Genomic DNA, 17,413 nt, shown 5'->3' with positions numbered 1-17,413 from the left:
TTGGCGATGCTCAAGACCGCAGAAGAATCCACGCCATGCACCATGTCCAGTCTGTCTGAACCGGACAGCCGTGGGACGAGCCCGGCCATGACGGCGGGGAAGGAGCCAAACTCAAGCGAGACGATCGTGCTGCATCGGCAAGAGGTCCGCGTAGACCTCGGGCGGCCGCCAGCCCCGTCACGACGTCAGCTTGGCCCCGGCCGCCATGATGTCGTTGGCGATTCGGCTGGCGCGGTGGGCGAACTCGTCGCGCAGCCGGCGCGCAGCCTTGGCGTCGCTCTCCAGCACACGCTGAAACAGGCTGCGCGAGATCCGCACCACGGTCGAATATTCCAGGGCCGTCGCGGTCGCCGGACGCCGCATCTCGACCAGCAGCGCCAGCTCGCCGATCAGCATGGTCGGCGTCGCGACGATCTCGGCACCGACCTCGTCGCTGATGCGCAATGACCCGCGCTGGACGACATAGCCGCAATCGGCCGTGTCGCCCTCGCGGAACAGGGTCTCGCCGCTCTGGATGTTACGCTGCTCGGAGCCGATGGCGATCATGCGAAGTGAGTCGCTTCCCAGCAGGCGCAATGTTGGGACGCGCTCCAATAGCGCAATATCGTCTTCGATCGACATCAAGGGCCCGGGGAAGGCTGAATGGAACCAATATCATAAATGGCGAAACCGCCATCCCCGAACCTATCACGGTACCAACTTGTAGCCACCGGCCTCCGTCACCAGAATCTCCGGATTCGCGGCATCTTTCTCGATCTTCTGACGCAGACGGTAAATGTGCGTTTCCAAGGTGTGGGTGGTGACGCCGGAATTGTAGCCCCACACCTCCTGGAGCAGGGTCTCGCGCGACACCGGCTGCTGGCCGGCGCGATACAGGAAGCGCAGGATCGCCGTTTCCTTCTCGGTCAGGCGCACCTTGCGGGCGTTGGCGCCGGTCAGCATCTTCGAGCCCGGCCGGAAGCTGTAGGGGCCGACCGAGAACACCGCGTCCTCGCTGGCCTCGTGCTGGCGAAGCTGGGCCCGGATGCGGGCCAGCAGCACGGCGAAGCGGAAGGGCTTGGCGACATAGTCGTTGGCGCCGGATTCGAGCCCGAGAATCGTATCGGAATCGGTATCGTGCCCAGTCAGCATGATGATCGGCGCCTTGAAGCCGCCCTTGCGCAGGGACCGCACCACTTCGCGGCCATCGGTGTCGGGCAGGCCGACATCCATCAGAACCAGGTCGGGTGAATTGGCCTTTGCGGCGGTGGCGCCTTTGGCGCCGGTATCGACGGCCTGGGCTTCGAACTCGTCATGCAGCGAGAGCTGCTCCATCAGGGCATCGCGCAGATCGGTGTCGTCATCCACGATCAGGATCTTGCGGGCATTGGCCATTGTACAATCCTCTAGGTGGCGCCGGCGGGATCGGATGGGTGGCGCCGTCAACGGTGGGCAAACAGGCTCATCAGCCCTGTTCCGTCTTGAAGTAGGGGGCGGTTACCGATTCACAAGCGCCCGGGACTCTACTCCAGAATTGAGCAGGGATTGAGATGATTGTCCTGTTCGACCCTCGCGGCGGACCATTTGCCGACATTAAGGCAATTACCGGGCAATCCGTGGCAATGAAAAGGCACGTTGTTTCATGTCGTTATCGAAGGTGAAGCCTGGCATGCCAGCATCGCGAATCTCGATTCGCACCAAAGCCGGGTCGCGGCAGCGCGGCTGGCTCCATGTCTGGGGCCATGTCATCCCGGTGGCGCTCGGCCGCGGCGGCGTCCTGGCCAACAAGCGCGAGGGCGATGGTGGCACCCCCCGGGGGACCTTCCGGCCCCGGCAGCTGTGGTGGCGGGCCGATCGTCATCCGCGTCCGCGGACCTTTCTTCCGATCCGAGGGATCGGTCCGGAGGACGCCTGGTGCGAGGACCCGGCCGACCGGCACTACAATCGGGCGATCCGGCTGCGCGGCGACCGGCCCGGGGACCGGCTGGCGCGCCAGGACCATCTCTACGACTTCATCATCGAGATCGATCACAACACGCGACCGCGGATCGCGGGCCGCGGTAGCGCCGTGTTCCTGCATCTGGCGCGGCCGAATTTCGGCCCGACCGCAGGCTGCGTGGCCATGACCCGACCGGCGATGCTGCGTCTGTTGCAAAGGATCGGCCCGCGCACCAGGATCGTCATCCAATAATGTAAGGGAGGACGACGTCATGCGCGCACCGGATCAGCCAGCCAGCGCCTCGGGCATCCTGCGCCAGCATTGGAGCGAAGGCCGGAAGCTGGCGGCGCTGCCGCCGGAGCTGCGTCCACGCGACCGCGCAGAGGGCTATGCGGTCCAGGCCGAGCTCGAGCGCCACTCGCCCAAGCCGCTATTTGGCTGGAAGATTGCGGCGACCAGCGAGGCCGGCCAGCGCCATATCAATGTCGCCGGTCCGATGGCCGGGCGAATCCTGGCCGAAACGGTGCTGCCGGTCGGCGGCACCGCGTCGATGGCCGGCAACGCGATGCGGGTCGCCGAGCCGGAATTCGCCTTCCGCCTCGGACGCGATCTGCCGCCCCGGCCGACACCCTATAATGTCGCGGAGGTGCTGGCCGCGGTCGACACGCTGCACCCCGCGATCGAAATTCCCGATTCGCGGTTCGCCGACTTCGTCAGTGCCGGCGAGGCGCAACTGATCGCCGACAATGCCTGCGCGCATCTGTTCGTGCTGGGCGAGGCCAGCACCGCCGACTGGCGCAGCCGCGACCTGATCGCGGAGCGGCCGCGGATCACGCTGCGTGGCGAGACCTTCATCGGCCACGGCCGCAACGTGCTCGGTGATCCCCTGATCGCGCTGGCCTGGCTGGTCAACGAGCTCAGCGCGCTCGGCGTGCCTGCGCGGGCAGGGCAGGTGATCACGACCGGCACCTGTCATCCGCCGCTGCCGATCGACAGCGGCGACCACATGGAGGCCGATTTCGGCGATCTGGGGCAGGTATCGGTGCGGTTCGAGTAGGGACCTGCCGCGACCGCGCCCTCTTCAGCGATGCCCGAAGATCGCCGAGCCGACACGGACATGCGTGGCGCCAAACTGGATGGCGATGGCGAAATCGGCGCTCATGCCCATCGACAGATGCGCGAGGCCGTTGCGGGCGGCGATCTTGGCGGTCAGCGCGAAATGCGGCCCGGGTGCTTCGTCGACCGGCGGAATGCACATCAGCCCTGAAATCGTGAGCCCGTAATCCGTGCGGCAGGCGGCGATGAAGGCGTCGGCGTCGCCGGGCGCGATGCCCGCCTTCTGCGGCTCCTCGCCGGTGTTGATCTGGATGAACAGTTGCGGATGCCGGCCCTGGGCGGAAATCTCCTTGGCAAGCGCCACGCACAGGCTCGGCCGGTCCACCGAATGGATGGCGTCGAACAGCGCCACCGCCTCCTTGGCCTTGTTGGATTGCAGCGGCCCGATCAGGTGCAGCGCGAGTCCCGGATGCGCGGCCATCAGCGGCGGCCACTTGGCTTTGGCTTCCTGAACGCGATTTTCACCGAACACGCGCTGTCCGGCCGCGATCACCGGCTCGATCGCGTCGGCATCGAAGGTCTTCGACACAGCGATCAGCGTGACCGAGCCGCGATCACGTTTGGCGTCGCGGCAGGCCCGCAGAATCTCCTGCTCGACGGCGGCGAGCGCGGACGGCGAGGACGAGGTTGAGGCGTTCGATTCATCAGGCACGATGGCGTCCGTCGGTAGATTACGGGTTTGGCTGCAATTTTACGCAGTTCGAGAAAAGGTTCTTGAGCCCTTCTCCTTACCCTCCACGGCCGGGGGTAGGGGAAGAAATGCCAAGCATCCGGTTCAATCGCAATAGAGTGAAGCTGAACCGGCTGATGGGGATCCGCGCCCGGCTGGCGCTGCTCGCCCTGATCCTGGTGGCGCCGCTGATGCTGGAACGTGCGCGCTCGCTGGAAGGCGCCAGGACAAGGCAGATCGCGCTCGCATCGGAGGAATTCTCCAGCCTCGCCCGGCAGAGCGCCGACATGCAGCGCGAGGTCATCATGTCGGTGGAGACGGTGCTGAAATCGACGGCCTATGTCCGGGCGTCGAGCACCGGCGTGAGCCGCAGCTGCGACATGATGCGCGCCAGCCTGCCGGCGACCCTGCCGTGGATCCGCACCCTGATGATCGCCGGCCGCGACGGCCGCATCCAGTGTTCGACCAACAACCAATATGTCGGGCTCGATTTCAGCGACCGGCCATATTTCCGTGGCGCCCAGGAATCACGTGATTTCGTGTTCAGCGACTACCTGCTGTCGAAACCGTCGCACGTGCCGATCGTCATGGCCGCCTATCCGGTCGGCGCCATCACCGGCGAGCCGGACGCGGTGATGCTGGCGAGCGTGAACCTGGAATGGATGTCCAAGATCATGAGCAATCTTGGCGGCCGTCCCGGCATCACGGCGGTGCTGATCGACAGCGAGGGAACCGTGCTGGCGGCGCCCGCCGACCGCACCGAGCTGATCGGCCGGCCGCTCGACAGCGTGCCGTTGTTGTCGGCCGTTGCCGAGACCGCGCTGAGCTCGGGCAAGCCGTCCGAGACGATGAGTTTCACGGCGGCGGATGGCTCCAAGCGCGCGATCACCTTCACCCGGATCGCCGACACCGGCTCGCGGCTGATCGTCAGCATCGATGAGACGCGCGTCACCGCCGCCATCGTCCGCGAGATCCGCAATGCCTATCTGCAGGCTGGCCTCGTCTGCCTGATCGTGCTGCTCGGCGCGCTGATCGCCGCCGAGAAGCTGATCGTGAAGCCCGTCAGCATGCTCGCCGCGACCGCCAAGCGCTTCGGCCACGGCCACTGGTCGGCGCGCGTCACCACCAAGCATCTGCCGTCGGAGTTCGTTCCGCTGGCAAAGTCCTTCAATGCGATGGCCGCCAAACTCGGCCAGCGCGAGCGCGAGCTGGTCGCCGCCAATGACCGGCTGACGGTGATGGCGTCGATCGACATGCTCTCGGGCCTCGCCAACCGCCGCGGCTTCCAGAACCGCATCGACGTCGAATGGAGCCGCGCGCAGCAGGCCGGCACCGAGCTGTCGCTGCTGATGATCGACGTCGACCACTTCAAGCTCTACAACGACACCTATGGGCACCCTGAGGGCGACGCCTGCCTGTCACGTCTCGGCGAGACGCTGTCGCAGATCGCCGGTGCAATGACGGCTTTCGCCGGCCGCTATGGTGGTGAGGAGTTCTGCCTGTTGCTGCCGGGCATGGGTGCGAGAGAGGCGCTCGCGGTCGGCGAGCAGGTGCGCGCCACGGTGCTGGAGCTCGAGCTGCCGCACGCGACGTCGGCGCATCGATGCGTCACCGTGAGCGTCGGTGTCGCCTCGACCCGGCCGAACGAGTCGCTGATGCCCTCCGACCTGATCGAAGCCGCCGATGCCGCGCTCTATGCGGCCAAGCATCGCGGCCGCAACACGGTCATCGCGCATGGCTTCGCGGATGTCGCGGATGACAGGAGCGGCGTGGCACGCGCCGGATAGGGCTGCGCCGCGGCCAGCGATCAGCCGACCGCGAGCTTCCGGTCGAGCTCGAGCTCGGTGACCACGCGGTTTCGGCCGAGCTTCTTGGCGAGATACAGCGAGCGGTCGCAACGGTCGATCAGATCAGCCATCGATTCGCCGAACTGGAACTGGCCGACGCCGATCGACACCGTGATCTGCGGCAGCACCTCGCCGGTCGAGCGCCGCGTGAACTGACAGTCGGCGATGGTGCGCCGGATGCGCTCAGCGATGACGGTGCAACCTTCGAGATCGGTCTGCGGCAGCACCGCGATCAGTTCCTCGCCGCCGTAGCGCGCCGGAAGATCCTTGTCGCGGACGCGCTCGCGCAATGCCTTGGCGACGAGGCGCAGCACCTGATCGCCGACGCCATGGCCGTAATTGTCGTTGAACTTCTTGAAGTGGTCGACGTCGATCAGGAGAATGCTGAGCGGTTCGTCGCGCTCCATCGCCTCGACCTGTGCATGGCGGAAGAACTCTTCGAGCGCGCGCCGGTTCGGCAATCCGGTCAGCGTGTCGGTGCGGGCGCGCTGCTCCGACTTGTTGAGCGAGTCCCGGATGGTGTCGAGCTCGCGTGACTTCTCGGCAAAGCTCGCTTCGAGTTTCGCCGCACGCGCGGTTGCCTGGGCGAGCTCACTGACCAGGTTCTCGATCAGGATCTTCGGATCGACACCCTGCTCGCTGCGTTCGGCGACGCCATCGATCGCCGCCATGTGCGTGCGGTTGTCGGCGATCGCGGCCGTCAGATACTGCTTGGCGGAGTCCATCACGCCATGCAACTGCTGCGAGACTTTGTGGACGACAGCCGCTTCCGTACCCTGCTGGCCGATATAGGTGTCGAACAGCGCCTGGTTGGTGGTCTTGTCGAACTTGCGCTTGTTGCTGACCAGGATGTCGACGGCGCGCTTGAGATCCGACGCCGAGCCCAGTGAGTACTTGAACCACAGATGGAAGTTGTTAGGCGTCGGTGGCACGCGCTGTTGAGCCATGGATTTCATGGCCTTTTCCGCGACCGTCGTCGCGTACTCGAAGTCAAGCTCGTCGAACGTAGCGCCGGACACGATGTGGAGTGATCCCAGATGCGGGCTGATGCCTGGATGTATGCACTCAGTCTCCCATTCAAGTCTTAACCGTGCCTCAATCGGACCTTCGACACAGCCGGCGGAGGCTGCAAAAAAACTCGCGATTACCGTCGCTTAGCGGATGCCCAAAATGGTATCATCATCTGTCGCCCCATTGACCGGGCTGCCGCTTTTGTGGCCTAGTCCGCCGTCTTCAAACGACGCGAATCCTCGAAAATTATAAGCGATTCCATGACATCCGAACGCTACAACGCCCGTGAAGCCGAGCCGCGCTGGCAGCGCCAGTGGGACGAGAAGGCGATCTTCGCCACCAGGAACGACGATCCGCGTCCGAAATACTACGTACTCGAGATGTTTCCCTATCCGTCGGGACGCATCCATATCGGCCATGTCCGTAATTATACGCTCGGCGACGTGCTGGCGCGCTTCATGCGCGCCAAGGGCTTCAACGTGCTGCATCCGATGGGCTGGGACGCGTTCGGCCTGCCGGCGGAGAACGCCGCGATCGAGCGCAAGGTCGCGCCGAAGGCATGGACCTACGACAACATCGCCGCGATGAAGAAGCAGCTGCGCTCGATCGGCCTGTCGCTCGACTGGGCGCGCGAATTCGCGACCTGCGATCCGTCCTACTACAAGCACCAGCAGAAGATGTTCCTCGATTTCATGCAAGCCGGGCTGGTGGAGCGCGAGCAGCGCAAGGTGAACTGGGATCCGGTCGACATGACCGTGCTCGCCAACGAGCAGGTCATCGACGGTCGCGGCTGGCGGTCCGGTGCGGTGGTCGAACAGCGTGAGATGAACCAGTGGGTGTTCAAGATCACGAAGTACTCGCAGGAGCTGCTGGACGCGCTCGATGGTCTCGACCGCTGGCCCGACAAGGTCCGGCTGATGCAGCGGAACTGGATCGGCCGCTCCGAAGGCCTGCTGATCCGCTTTGCGCTGGATCCCAAGACGACGCCGGCGGGCGAGACCGAATTGAAGATCTTCACGACGCGGCCCGACACGCTGTTCGGCGCCAAGTTCATGGCGATCTCGGCGGACCATCCGCTGGCGCAAGCCGCGGCCGCCAAGAACCCGGAGCTCGCCGCGTTCATCGCCGAGATCAAGCGGATCGGAACCGCGCAGGAAGCGATCGACACCGCGGAGAAGCAGGGCTTCGACACCGGCATCCGCGCCGTGCACCCTTTCGACCCCAGCTGGACCTTGCCGGTCTATGTCGCGAACTTCGTGCTGATGGAATACGGCACCGGCGCCATCTTCGGCTGTCCGGCGCACGACCAGCGCGACCTCGACTTCGTCAACAAATACGGCCTCGGCAATGTCCCGGTGGTCTGCCCCGAGGGCCAGGACCCGGCGAGCTTCGTCATCACCGACACCGCCTTCGACGGCGACGGCCGGCTGATCAATTCGCGCTTCCTCGACGGCATGACGATCGCGCAGGCCAAGGACGAGGTCGCCAAGCGGCTGGAGACCGAGCAGCGTGGCGGCGCTGCCGTCGGCGAGCGCCAGGTCAATTTCCGCCTGCGCGACTGGGGCATCTCCCGGCAGCGCTACTGGGGCTGTCCGATCCCGGTGATCCACTGCGCCAAGTGCGACGTCGTGCCGGTACCGCCGAAGGACCTGCCGGTGGTGCTGCCGGACGACGTCAGCTTCGACAAGCCAGGCAATGCGCTCGATCACCATCCGACCTGGAAGCACGTCACTTGCCCGACATGCGGGGGCAAGGCGACGCGCGAAACCGATACCATGGACACCTTCGTGGACTCGTCCTGGTACTTCGCGCGCTTCACCGATCCGTGGAACGAGACCTCGCCGACCACGCCGGCGGTGGCCAACCGGATGATGCCGGTCGACCAGTATATCGGCGGCGTCGAGCACGCGATCCTGCATCTGCTCTACAGCCGCTTCTTCACCCGCGCGATGAAGGCCACCGGGCACGTCGCCATGGACGAGCCGTTCGCCGGCATGTTCACGCAGGGCATGGTGGTGCACGAGACCTACCAGAAGGCCGACGGCACTTATGTGAACCCGGCCGAGGTCAAGATCGAGGTTGGCGGCAATGGCCGCCGCGCGGTGCTGAGCGCGACCGGCGAGGACATCACGATCGGCCCGATCGAGAAGATGTCGAAGTCGAAGAAGAACACGGTCGACCCCGACGACATCATCGAGAGCTACGGCGCCGACGTCGCGCGCTGGTTCATGCTGTCGGACTCGCCGCCGGACCGCGACGTGATCTGGAGCGACGAGCGGGTGCAGGGCGCGGCGCGCTTCGTCCAGCGTCTCTGGCGGCTGGTCAACGAATCGGTCGCGGCGTCCGCCGAAACCCCCTCCCCCCGTCCCGCCGCCTTCGGCGCCGACGCGCTGGCGCTACGCAAGGCGGCCCACGGCGCCCTCGACAAGGTGACCGGCGGCATCGAGCGGCTGCACTTCAACGTCTGCCTGGCGCATATCCGCGAATTCGCCAACGCGCTGGCCGACGTCCTGGCGCGGCCGGCCAAGCCGGCCCCCGACCTGGCCTGGGCGATTCGCGAGGCTGCGGGGATCCTGGTGCAGCTTTTCTCGCCGATGATGCCGCATCTGGCCGAGGAATGCTGGCAGTTGCTGGGCCACACTGGGCTGATCTCGGAGGCGTCCTGGCCGCAAATCGAACGAGATTTGCTGGTTGAGGACAGCATGAGCCTGGTCGTCCAGGTCAACGGCAAGAAGCGCGGAGAAGTCACAGTCGCCAGCAACGCGCAGAATCCGGAAATTGAGGCTGCCGTTTTGGCCCTCGATGCAGTAAAACTGGCGCTGGATGGCAAACCCGTCCGCAAGGTGATCATTGTTCCCAAGAGGATCGTGAATGTCGTCGGCTAGGTTTCGGATCGCTGCTCGGCTTGTTGCCGTGGCCGCTTTGGCCGCGCTGACGGCAGGCTGCTTCCAGCCGATGTATGCGGAGCATACCGACGGCACGCCCGGCCTGCGTGAAAAGCTTGCCGGCATCGAGCTGCCGCCGGTCGACAAGCCGAACGCCTCGCCCGAGGCGCGCATCGGCGTCGGCATCCGCAACGCGCTCGCCTTCAAGCTGTACGGCACCGCAACCGGCACGGCGCCGACCCACAAGCTGGTGCTGCGATTGCAGACCAGCCGGTCCTCGCTGATCGTCTCGCAGACCACCGGCCTGCCGACCACCGAGAATGTCGGCCTCGACGTGCAGTACAATCTGGTCGAGCTGGCGACCAACAAGTCGGTCATGACCGGAACGACCTTCGCGCGCACCTCCTACGACATCCCCGGCTCGTACCAGCGCTTCGCCCGGCAGCGGGCCTTCCGTGACGCCGAGGATCGCGCCTCCGAGGAGGTCGCCGAGAAGATCAAGACCCGGCTCGCGGCCTATTTCACCGCGGGCACCTGACGCACGGCTGACATCGCCGTGGTCGCGCTGCGCGGACGAGACATCGATGCCTTCCTGGCCAAACCGGACGCCGCGCGTCCGCTGATCCTGTTGTACGGACCTGATACGGGCCTGGTTCGCGAACGCGCCGAGGCGCTTATCGCTTCGGCCGTCGACAACCCCGATGATCCGTTCTCCGTGGTCAGGCTCGATGGTGACGAACTCGCCGCGGAGCCGTCGCGCCTCGTCGACGAAGCCATGACCGTGCCGCTGTTCGGCGGCCGGCGAGCCATCCGAGTCCGCGCCGGGTCGCGCAATTTCGCCAGCGGCGTCGAGACGCTCAGCGAGATGAACGTGCGGGATTGCCGCATCGTGATCGAGGCCGGCGACATCCGCCCCGATTCGCCACTGCGCAAGATCTGCGAGAAGGCCAGAACGGCGGTCGCGATCGGCTGCTACCCGGACACCGAGCGCGATCTCGCCAAGCTGATCGACGACGAATTGCGCATCGCGGCCCTGCGCATCGCGCCCGACGCTCGCGCCTATCTGATGGCGCTGCTCGGGGGCGACCGCCAGGCCTCGCGCAACGAGCTGCGCAAGCTGACCCTGTTCGCCCATGGCGAAGGCGAGGTGACGCTCGACCATGTGATGGCCGTGGTCGCGGACGCCTCGGAGATGAAGCTCGACCCGATCGTTGACGGCGCCTTCGGCGGCAAGCCCGAAATTGTCGAGACCGAGTTCGGCAAGGCGATGATCGCCGGCACCTATCCCGGCGTCATCATCTCCGCTGCGCAGCGACATGCGGCATGGCTGCACAAATCGGCGCTCGCCGTCGCTTCCGGCACGCCGGTCTCGTCCATCCTCGAAGGCGGCTTCCCCCGGCTGCACTTCTCGCGCAAGCCGAGCGCGGAAGTCGCACTGCGCAATTTCTCCCCTGCCCGGCTGCTGCCGATCATCGACCAGCTGGCGACGGCCGCGCTCGACATGCGCAAGCAGCCGGGGCTCGCAGCGGCGATCGCGCAGCGGACATTGTTGTCGATCGCGGTCGCGGCACGGCGGAAGGGGTGACGCGTCTACGTAACGTCGGCTGAGGCAGCGGCGGTGACGAAGCGCACACCCCAAGTTGGCCAGCGACCGCGCTCCAATCTCCGGCGTCATTCCGGGGCGACGCGCGGCAGCGCGGCGAACCCGGAATCCATCGGGATGCGTCATCTGCCGTAAAATGGATTCCGGGTTCGCGCTACGCGCGCCCCGGAATGACGGAGGAGAGAGCCGAGATCATTAGTAGCTCGTCATGCTCGTGCTTGACGAATGTGAGTTCGGGGCAACGAACTCATGAGAGACCGCGGCGCAGTAAGCGCCGCCAACTCACATCTAACCCTGCTCCAACCGACGCATCACCTCGTCGAGCTGCTCCAGGCTGCGATAGGTGATCTGCACCGTGCCGCCGGGATCGCGGTGGCTGATCGACACGGAAAGGCCGAGCGCATCGCCGACGCGCTTCTCCAGCGCGATGGTGTCGGCGTCCTTCTTCTCCGCCGTCGCGCTGCCTCCAGCGCTGCGCGGCTTCTGCGGCTTGCGCTCCGGCACGCCCTCTTCATGCGCGAGCGCCTCGGTCTGCCGGACGTTCAATCCTTCCGCGATGATCTTCTTCGCCGCCGACATCGGATCCGGCAGATTGATCAGCGCGCGCGCATGGCCGGCCGAGATCTGCCCGGTCGCGATGAAGCCCTGCACCTCGGCCGGCAGCTTGGTCAGCCGCATCATGTTGGCGACGTGGCTGCGGCTCTTGCCGACGATCTTGGCGATGTCTTCCTGGTTGCGTTTGAACTCGTTGGCGAGCGCGTGATAGCCCTGCGCCTCCTCCATCGGGTTGAGATCCTCACGCTGCACGTTCTCGATGATCGCGAGCTCCAGCGCATCGCTGTCGCTGACATCGACCGGAACGATCGGCACCTCGTGCAGGCCGGCGGCCTGCGAGGCGCGCCAGCGTCGCTCGCCGGCGATGATCTCGTAGCGGTCGTGCTGGCCCTTCACCGGACGCACCACGATCGGCTGGATCACGCCGTGCTGCTTGATCGAGGCCGAGAGCTCGGCGAGCTCGCCGTCGGAAAACGTCTTGCGCGGGTTGCGCGGATTGGGCTTGAGAAACTCGATCGGCACCTTGCGCTGATTGCGCGGCCGCTCCGGCGGCGCGCCGGCCTCGCGGCCGACGTCACCGATCAGACTTGCAAGACCCCGGCCCAATCGCGATCGCGACTCGTCGGCCATCGCCTTCTCCTTTGGATTCACGTCACGCTCCGCTTGCGTCTGCTGCCGATCAGTCCCGCCGGCACAATGAACGAGGGAGCGGATCCTGACCGGATCCGCTGCCGTCCTCAAATGAGATCCGGGCGACGAGGTGCCCGGAGCAGAGGCAAGGTCAGTTCGTGCGCAGGTCACGCTCGCGCTGAATGACCTCGGTGGCGAGCTTCAGATAGGCCTCGCTGCCGACGCACTTCAAATCGTAGACCAGCACCGGCTTGCCGTAGGACGGTGCTTCCGAGATGCGCACGTTGCGCGGGATCATCGTGTTGTAGACCTTCGATCCCATGAACTGACGGACGTCGGCCACCACCTGGTTCGACAGGTTGTTGCGCGAGTCGAACATCGTCAGCACGATGCCGTGGATCGACAGGTTCGGGTTCAGGGTCGAGCGCACCTGCTCCACGGTCTGCAGCAATTGCGACAGACCTTCGAGCGCGAAGAACTCGCACTGCAGCGGCACCAGGATCGCATCCGACGCGGCCATCGCATTGACGGTCAGCAGGTTCAGCGACGGCGGGCAATCGACCAGCACGTAGGTGTAGTCGTTCTCCGGCGAGACGTTGTTGTTGAGACCGGCGATCGCGTCGCGCAGACGGAAGGCGCGGTTGGCGCTGGAGCCGAGCTCGAGCTCCAGACCCGACAGGTCCATCGTCGAGGAGGCGATGTGCAGCCGTGGCACGGCCGTCGCAACGACGGCGTCGCGCAGCGAGGCCTCGCCGATCAGCACGTCATAGGTCGAGCAGTTGCGGCTGCCACGGTCGATGCCGAGCCCGGTCGAGGCATTGCCCTGCGGATCGAGGTCGACGATCAGCACGCGCTCGCCGATCGCGGCCAGCGCCGTGCCGAGATTGATCGCGGTCGTGGTCTTGCCAACCCCGCCCTTCTGGTTGGCGAGCGCCAGGATGCGCGGATGCCCCTCCGGGTGAGGAGCCCTATCTTCTTGATAAATCTGATCAATTACGGCCATGCGCGATCGCCATTGGTTGTCGTCTTGACGGAATTCAGCTCTGTCGCTCGATGCAATCGATTGCGACGATCCAGCCCTGCCCGCCCGTCCGGCTGGAATGAAGTTTCGGCTCAATTTTCCAATACTTAGTAGATTCGGTCAATTCCGCTTCTACATCTTGACCCTTGAGAAACAGCGCTTTCGCGCCTTTTTTCACCAGGGGCTCCGCAAAGCCGATGAGTTGGTGTAGCGGAGCCAGCGCGCGTGCGGTCACGCAATCGACTCGCCCACTCCACTTCTCCACGATATCCCCGATCTCTGACAAATGCACGATCCCCGGAGCACCGGTGACGCGAATTGCTTCGCGCAGGAACGCCGCCTTCTTGGCGATGCGCTCAACCAGATGGACCTGGGCGCCGGGCCGCTCGGCCAGCGCGCAGGCGAGGACGACGCCCGGAAACCCGCCGCCGCTGCCGAGATCGACCCAGATCCGGGCGTCGGGCGCGAGATCGAGAAGCTGCAGCGAATCCGAAATGTGCCGGGTCCAGAGATGCGGCAAGGTCGAAGGCGCGACGAGATTCGTCTTGGCCTGCCACTCCAACAGCAGGGAGACATAGCGATCGAGGCGCTGCTCCGTTTCACGTGAAACGGGCGTCAAGGCGAGCGCAGCCGCCTTGTCGGATTCGATCACCTTGGACGCCACTGCCTGTTTCACGTGAAACGCCCCTCAGCCCGCGGCCTTGCTGCGACGCGCTTCGCGGCGAAGATAGGCCGCGAGAATTCCGAGCGCCGCCGGCGTCATGCCGTCGATCCGGCCCGCCTGCCCGATCGTCCAGGGCCTGGCAGCCGCCAGCTTCGCCCGCGCCTCATTGGAAAGACCCGGAACGAGCGCATAGTCGATGTCGCCGAGCACCAATCCCTCGTCGCGCCGGAAGGCATCGACGTCGTCGCTTTGGCGGCGGACATAGACATCATATTTGGCATCGATCTCAAGATGGGCGGCGATGGCGGCATCGATCGCGCCGAGCTCCGGCCAGATCACCCTCACCTCGGAGAAGCCGATCTCCGGATAGGCCATCAGCTCGAAGGCCGAGCGGCGCTGGCCATCCTTGTTGAGCGTGAGGCCATGCTTAGCCGCCTCGTTGGGCGTGATCGTCAGCGACCTCGCCAGCGAACGGGCAGCCTCCAACGCATCCATCTTGCTTCGATGGAAACACGCACGCTCATTGCCGACACAGCCGAGTGCGATGCCCTTGTCGGTCAGCCGCTGGTCCGCATTGTCCGCCCGCAACGTCAGCCGATACTCGGCGCGCGAGGTGAACATCCGATACGGCTCGGTGATCCCTCGCGTGACCAGGTCATCGATCATCACCCCGAGATAACCGTCAGCGCGATCAAACACGACCGGCGCGCCGCCGCCTGCGGCCAGCGCCGCATTGAGGCCGGCGACCAGACCTTGAGCCGCGGCCTCCTCATACCCGGTCGTGCCGTTGATCTGACCGGCCAGGAATAGACCCTTCATCCGCCTGGTCTGCAGGGTCGGCTCGAGCTCACGCGGATCGACGTGGTCATACTCGATCGCATAGCCGGGCCGGATCATCCGGACCCGCTCGAGACCCGGGATGGTCGGCAGCAGCGCGAGCTGAACCTCTTCTGGCAGCGAGGTCGAGATGCCGTTCGGGTAGACCGTCGTGTCGTCGAGTCCTTCCGGCTCCAGGAAGATCTGGTGGCCGTCGCGATCACCGAAGCGGACGATCTTGTCCTCGACCGAGGGACAATACCGCGGCCCGGTCGACTTGATCTGCCCGGAGTACATCGGCGAGCGATGGACATTGGCGCGGATCACCTCATGGGTCGCGGTCGTCGTCCGGGTGATGCCGCATTGGATCTGCGGGGTGGTGATCTTATCGGTCAGCGCGGAGAACGGCTCCGGCGGATCGTCGCCGGGCTGCATCTCGACTGCCGTCCAGTCGATCGTCGATCCATCCAGACGCGGCGGGGTCCCGGTCTTGAGCCGGCCGAGCTGAAGCCCGATGGCCTCCAGGGACCGGGAGAGCCCCAGCGCCGGCGCTTCGTCGACCCGCCCAGCCGGCCAGGTCCGCTCACCCAGGTGAATCAGACCACGCAGGAAGGTGCCGGTCGTGATGACCACCGCGCCACAAATAAAAGCCCGGCCATCGGCCAACCGCACTCCCGTGACCCGGCCGTCCGTGACGATCAATTCGTCCGCCTCGCCTTCGATCACGGAAAGGTTCGCGGTCTCCCGGATCGCCGACTGCATCGCTGCGGCATAGAGCTTGCGATCGGCCTGGGCACGGGGACCTCGAACGGCCGGTCCCTTCCGGCGATTCAGAACCCGAAACTGGATGCCGCCGGCATCGGCGACCCGGCCCATCAAGCCGTCGAGCGCGTCGACCTCGCGAACCAGATGTCCTTTCCCCAGTCCTCCGATCGCTGGATTGCAAGACATGGCCCCGATCGTCGCGAACTGATGGGTGATCACTGCGGTCCGGGCGCCCATGCGTGCCGCACCCGCCGCAGCTTCGCAGCCGGCGTGGCCGCCACCGATGACGATGACGTCGTAGGATGTCAGATGCTGGAACATGGGGGCTTATCTAACGCTTGCAGACAACGCTCGGAAGACGTTTCACGTGAAACATTCGCCACGACAAGGCGAGGACGTTTCACGTGAAACAGCACCCTGAGATCGGAACTTGTTTCACGTGAAACGTCGCGAGAGTTCCGTCCCTGTTTCACGTGAAACAGTTGATGGTCCGTTAACCAAGCAACGCTTCATTAAGTATATCTGTCGCGCCGAGACCGTTGCCGTCGCTACTTGCCGATACAGAACTCGCGAAAGATCACGTCCAGCACATCCTCGATGTCAACCCGCCCCAAGAGGCGCCCGAGCGCGAGGGCGGCGATCCGCAGCTCCTCCGCGGCGAGCTCCTCCCCGAGATCTACGGCCGCAATGCTCTGGCGAAGTGCGGCCGCCGTCTCCTCGAGCAGGGTTCGTTGCCGTTCTCGCGTGATCAGGCCACTCTCGGTCGATCCAAAGAAGTCACCAGCGAAGCCGATCAGGGCCTCCAGCAGTTCGGACAAGCCTGCTCCGGTTCTCGCCGAGATCGCAAAAACCCGATCCGCGCTTTGCACCGACGCCGCAGCTCTCGCCTGGGGGGCCGGCAGGTCGATCTTGTTGCGGACCAGCCAGACAGGCACCCCAGTTCGACGCTCTGCCTCCGCCTGATCATCCTCGGACAGCCACAGCACGAGATCGGCCTGCGCCGCCCGATCGCGGGCCCGCCGCACGCCCTCCTGCTCCACGGGATCGTCCGTCTCCCGGATCCCCGCAGTATCGATCACCGTGACCGGATAGCCCTGGAGGTCAAGCTGGATCTCGATGACGTCGCGCGTGGTGCCGGCATGGGGCGAGACGATCGCCACCTCACGCCGGGCGAGCTGGTTCATCAATGTCGACTTGCCGGCGTTTGGAGGTCCGGCGATGACGACCGTCAGGCCGTCGCGCAGTCGCTCGGCCCGGCCCTGCGCTGACAAAACGGTCTCGATCTCCGTCAGGAGTTGTTCAATCCGCGCTAGCGCCGGCGCCATCAGCTCGGTCGGCACGTCGCCTTCGTCGGCAAAGTCGATCCCGGCTTCGATCAGCGCCGCCGCTTCGATGATCTGCTCCCGCCAGCTTCGCGCCTTGTCACCGAGCAGGCCCTTCAGCTGGCGCAACGCCTGGCGCCGCTGGCGATCAGTGTCGGCATGAATGAGATCGTCGAGCCCCTCGGCCTCGGTCAGATCGATCTTGCCATTCTCGAACGCGCGCCGCGTGAACTCGCCCGGCTCCGCAGGGCGCATCTGCGGCATCGTCGAGAGGACCGAGAACACCGCCGCGATGACGGCACGACTGCCATGGACGTGCAGCTCGGCGACATCCTCGCCGGTGGCGCTTGCGGGTCCGGGAAACCACAGCACGACGGCATCGTCGATCGCTTCGCCACCGCCATCGCGCAACAAGGCGCGTGTTGCAGTCCTCGGCACCGGCAATCTTCCCGCCAGCAGCCGAAGGGCAGATCCCGCATGTGAGCCAGAGAGTCTGACAATCGCAATCGCGCTCGGCAGCCGTCCCGAGGACAATGCAAAGATGGTCTGATCGTGAGGATGCATCATCCTCAGTTGGGCTTGCCGGCAGC

15 protein-coding genes are annotated in these 17,413 nt (G+C 65.4%); 6 read left to right on the top strand and 9 right to left on the bottom strand.

Annotation, left to right across the window (positions count from 1 at the left end):
* Positions 1-177 precede the first annotated feature (177 nt).
* Both QX128_RS23175 and QX128_RS23170 read right to left on the bottom strand, forming a co-directional pair.
* The gene (locus tag QX128_RS23175) at positions 178-621 is read right to left on the bottom strand and encodes a cyclic nucleotide-binding domain-containing protein (protein WP_315716814.1); all 444 of its coding nucleotides are present in this window, start codon (positions 619-621) and stop codon (positions 178-180) included.
* Between the two features lie 66 nt (positions 622-687).
* Complete coding sequence (locus tag QX128_RS23170) at positions 688-1,374, bottom strand: response regulator transcription factor (protein WP_315716813.1); 687 nt, start codon at positions 1,372-1,374, stop codon at positions 688-690.
* 274 nt (positions 1,375-1,648) lie between these two features.
* Between QX128_RS23170 and QX128_RS23165 the strand changes: the two genes are divergently transcribed.
* Together QX128_RS23165 and QX128_RS23160 are read left to right on the top strand one after the other, a co-directional pair.
* On the top strand, positions 1,649-2,170 hold the full coding sequence (locus QX128_RS23165) for a L,D-transpeptidase (RefSeq protein ID WP_316238613.1): 522 nt from the start codon (positions 1,649-1,651) through the stop codon (positions 2,168-2,170).
* Positions 2,171-2,189: 19 nt separating this feature from the next.
* Positions 2,190-2,975, top strand: coding sequence for a 2-keto-4-pentenoate hydratase (locus QX128_RS23160; RefSeq protein ID WP_316238612.1), 786 nt, complete (start codon positions 2,190-2,192; stop codon positions 2,973-2,975).
* 24 nt (positions 2,976-2,999) lie between these two features.
* On the opposite strand, the gene QX128_RS23155 is transcribed toward QX128_RS23160, so the two are convergent.
* Positions 3,000-3,686, bottom strand: a complete 687-nt coding sequence (locus QX128_RS23155; RefSeq protein WP_315800891.1) for a YggS family pyridoxal phosphate-dependent enzyme — start codon at positions 3,684-3,686, stop codon at positions 3,000-3,002.
* Positions 3,687-3,793: 107 nt separating this feature from the next.
* Here QX128_RS23155 and QX128_RS23150 point away from each other — a divergent pair, with 107 nt between their 5' ends.
* Complete coding sequence (locus QX128_RS23150; RefSeq protein ID WP_316238611.1) at positions 3,794-5,491, top strand: diguanylate cyclase domain-containing protein; 1,698 nt, start codon at positions 3,794-3,796, stop codon at positions 5,489-5,491.
* 20 nt (positions 5,492-5,511) lie between these two features.
* Here QX128_RS23150 and QX128_RS23145 read toward each other — a convergent pair whose 3' ends face one another.
* Complete coding sequence (locus tag QX128_RS23145) at positions 5,512-6,498, bottom strand: GGDEF domain-containing protein (protein ID WP_315800933.1); 987 nt, start codon at positions 6,496-6,498, stop codon at positions 5,512-5,514.
* Between the two features lie 324 nt (positions 6,499-6,822).
* Here QX128_RS23145 and leuS point away from each other — a divergent pair, with 324 nt between their 5' ends.
* Genes leuS through holA form a run of 3 tightly spaced genes read left to right on the top strand, consistent with a single transcriptional unit; the run spans position 6,823 to position 11,032 of the window.
* Entirely contained in the window at positions 6,823-9,447 is a 2,625-nt protein-coding gene (gene leuS, locus QX128_RS23140; protein ID WP_316238610.1) for a leucine--tRNA ligase, read from the top strand.
* Positions 9,434-9,985, top strand: coding sequence for an LPS assembly lipoprotein LptE (lptE, locus tag QX128_RS23135; protein WP_315800888.1), 552 nt, complete (start codon positions 9,434-9,436; stop codon positions 9,983-9,985). The genes leuS and lptE overlap by 14 nt, the downstream gene beginning before the upstream one ends.
* 18 nt (positions 9,986-10,003) lie before the next feature.
* The gene (holA, locus tag QX128_RS23130) at positions 10,004-11,032 is read left to right on the top strand and encodes a DNA polymerase III subunit delta (protein WP_315800887.1); all 1,029 of its coding nucleotides are present in this window, start codon (positions 10,004-10,006) and stop codon (positions 11,030-11,032) included.
* A 306-nt stretch (positions 11,033-11,338) separates the two neighbouring features.
* Here the strand turns inward: holA and QX128_RS23125 are convergent, their stop codons facing one another.
* The 5 genes from QX128_RS23125 to mnmE form a co-directional block, all read right to left on the bottom strand.
* Complete coding sequence (locus QX128_RS23125) at positions 11,339-12,235, bottom strand: ParB/RepB/Spo0J family partition protein (protein WP_315800886.1); 897 nt, start codon at positions 12,233-12,235, stop codon at positions 11,339-11,341.
* Between the two features lie 151 nt (positions 12,236-12,386).
* Positions 12,387-13,238, bottom strand: coding sequence for a ParA family protein (locus QX128_RS23120; RefSeq protein WP_315800885.1), 852 nt, complete (start codon positions 13,236-13,238; stop codon positions 12,387-12,389).
* A gap of 34 nt (positions 13,239-13,272) precedes the next feature.
* Positions 13,273-13,932: a 16S rRNA (guanine(527)-N(7))-methyltransferase RsmG gene (gene rsmG / locus QX128_RS23115; protein WP_316215423.1), complete on the bottom strand. Its 660-nt coding sequence runs from the start codon at positions 13,930-13,932 to the stop codon at positions 13,273-13,275.
* A 12-nt stretch (positions 13,933-13,944) separates the two neighbouring features.
* Positions 13,945-15,822: a tRNA uridine-5-carboxymethylaminomethyl(34) synthesis enzyme MnmG gene (mnmG, locus tag QX128_RS23110; RefSeq protein ID WP_316238609.1), complete on the bottom strand. Its 1,878-nt coding sequence runs from the start codon at positions 15,820-15,822 to the stop codon at positions 13,945-13,947.
* Positions 15,823-16,049: 227 nt separating this feature from the next.
* The gene (gene mnmE / locus QX128_RS23105; RefSeq protein WP_316238608.1) at positions 16,050-17,387 is read right to left on the bottom strand and encodes a tRNA uridine-5-carboxymethylaminomethyl(34) synthesis GTPase MnmE; all 1,338 of its coding nucleotides are present in this window, start codon (positions 17,385-17,387) and stop codon (positions 16,050-16,052) included.
* Between the last annotated feature and the right edge of the window lie 26 nt (positions 17,388-17,413).

Source organism: Bradyrhizobium sp. SZCCHNR1015 (assembly GCF_032489875.1).
Lineage (GTDB): Bacteria > Pseudomonadota > Alphaproteobacteria > Rhizobiales > Xanthobacteraceae > Bradyrhizobium.
The sequence above is the reverse complement of the archived record's forward strand: the minus strand, read 5'-3'. Positions and strand labels throughout refer to the sequence as shown.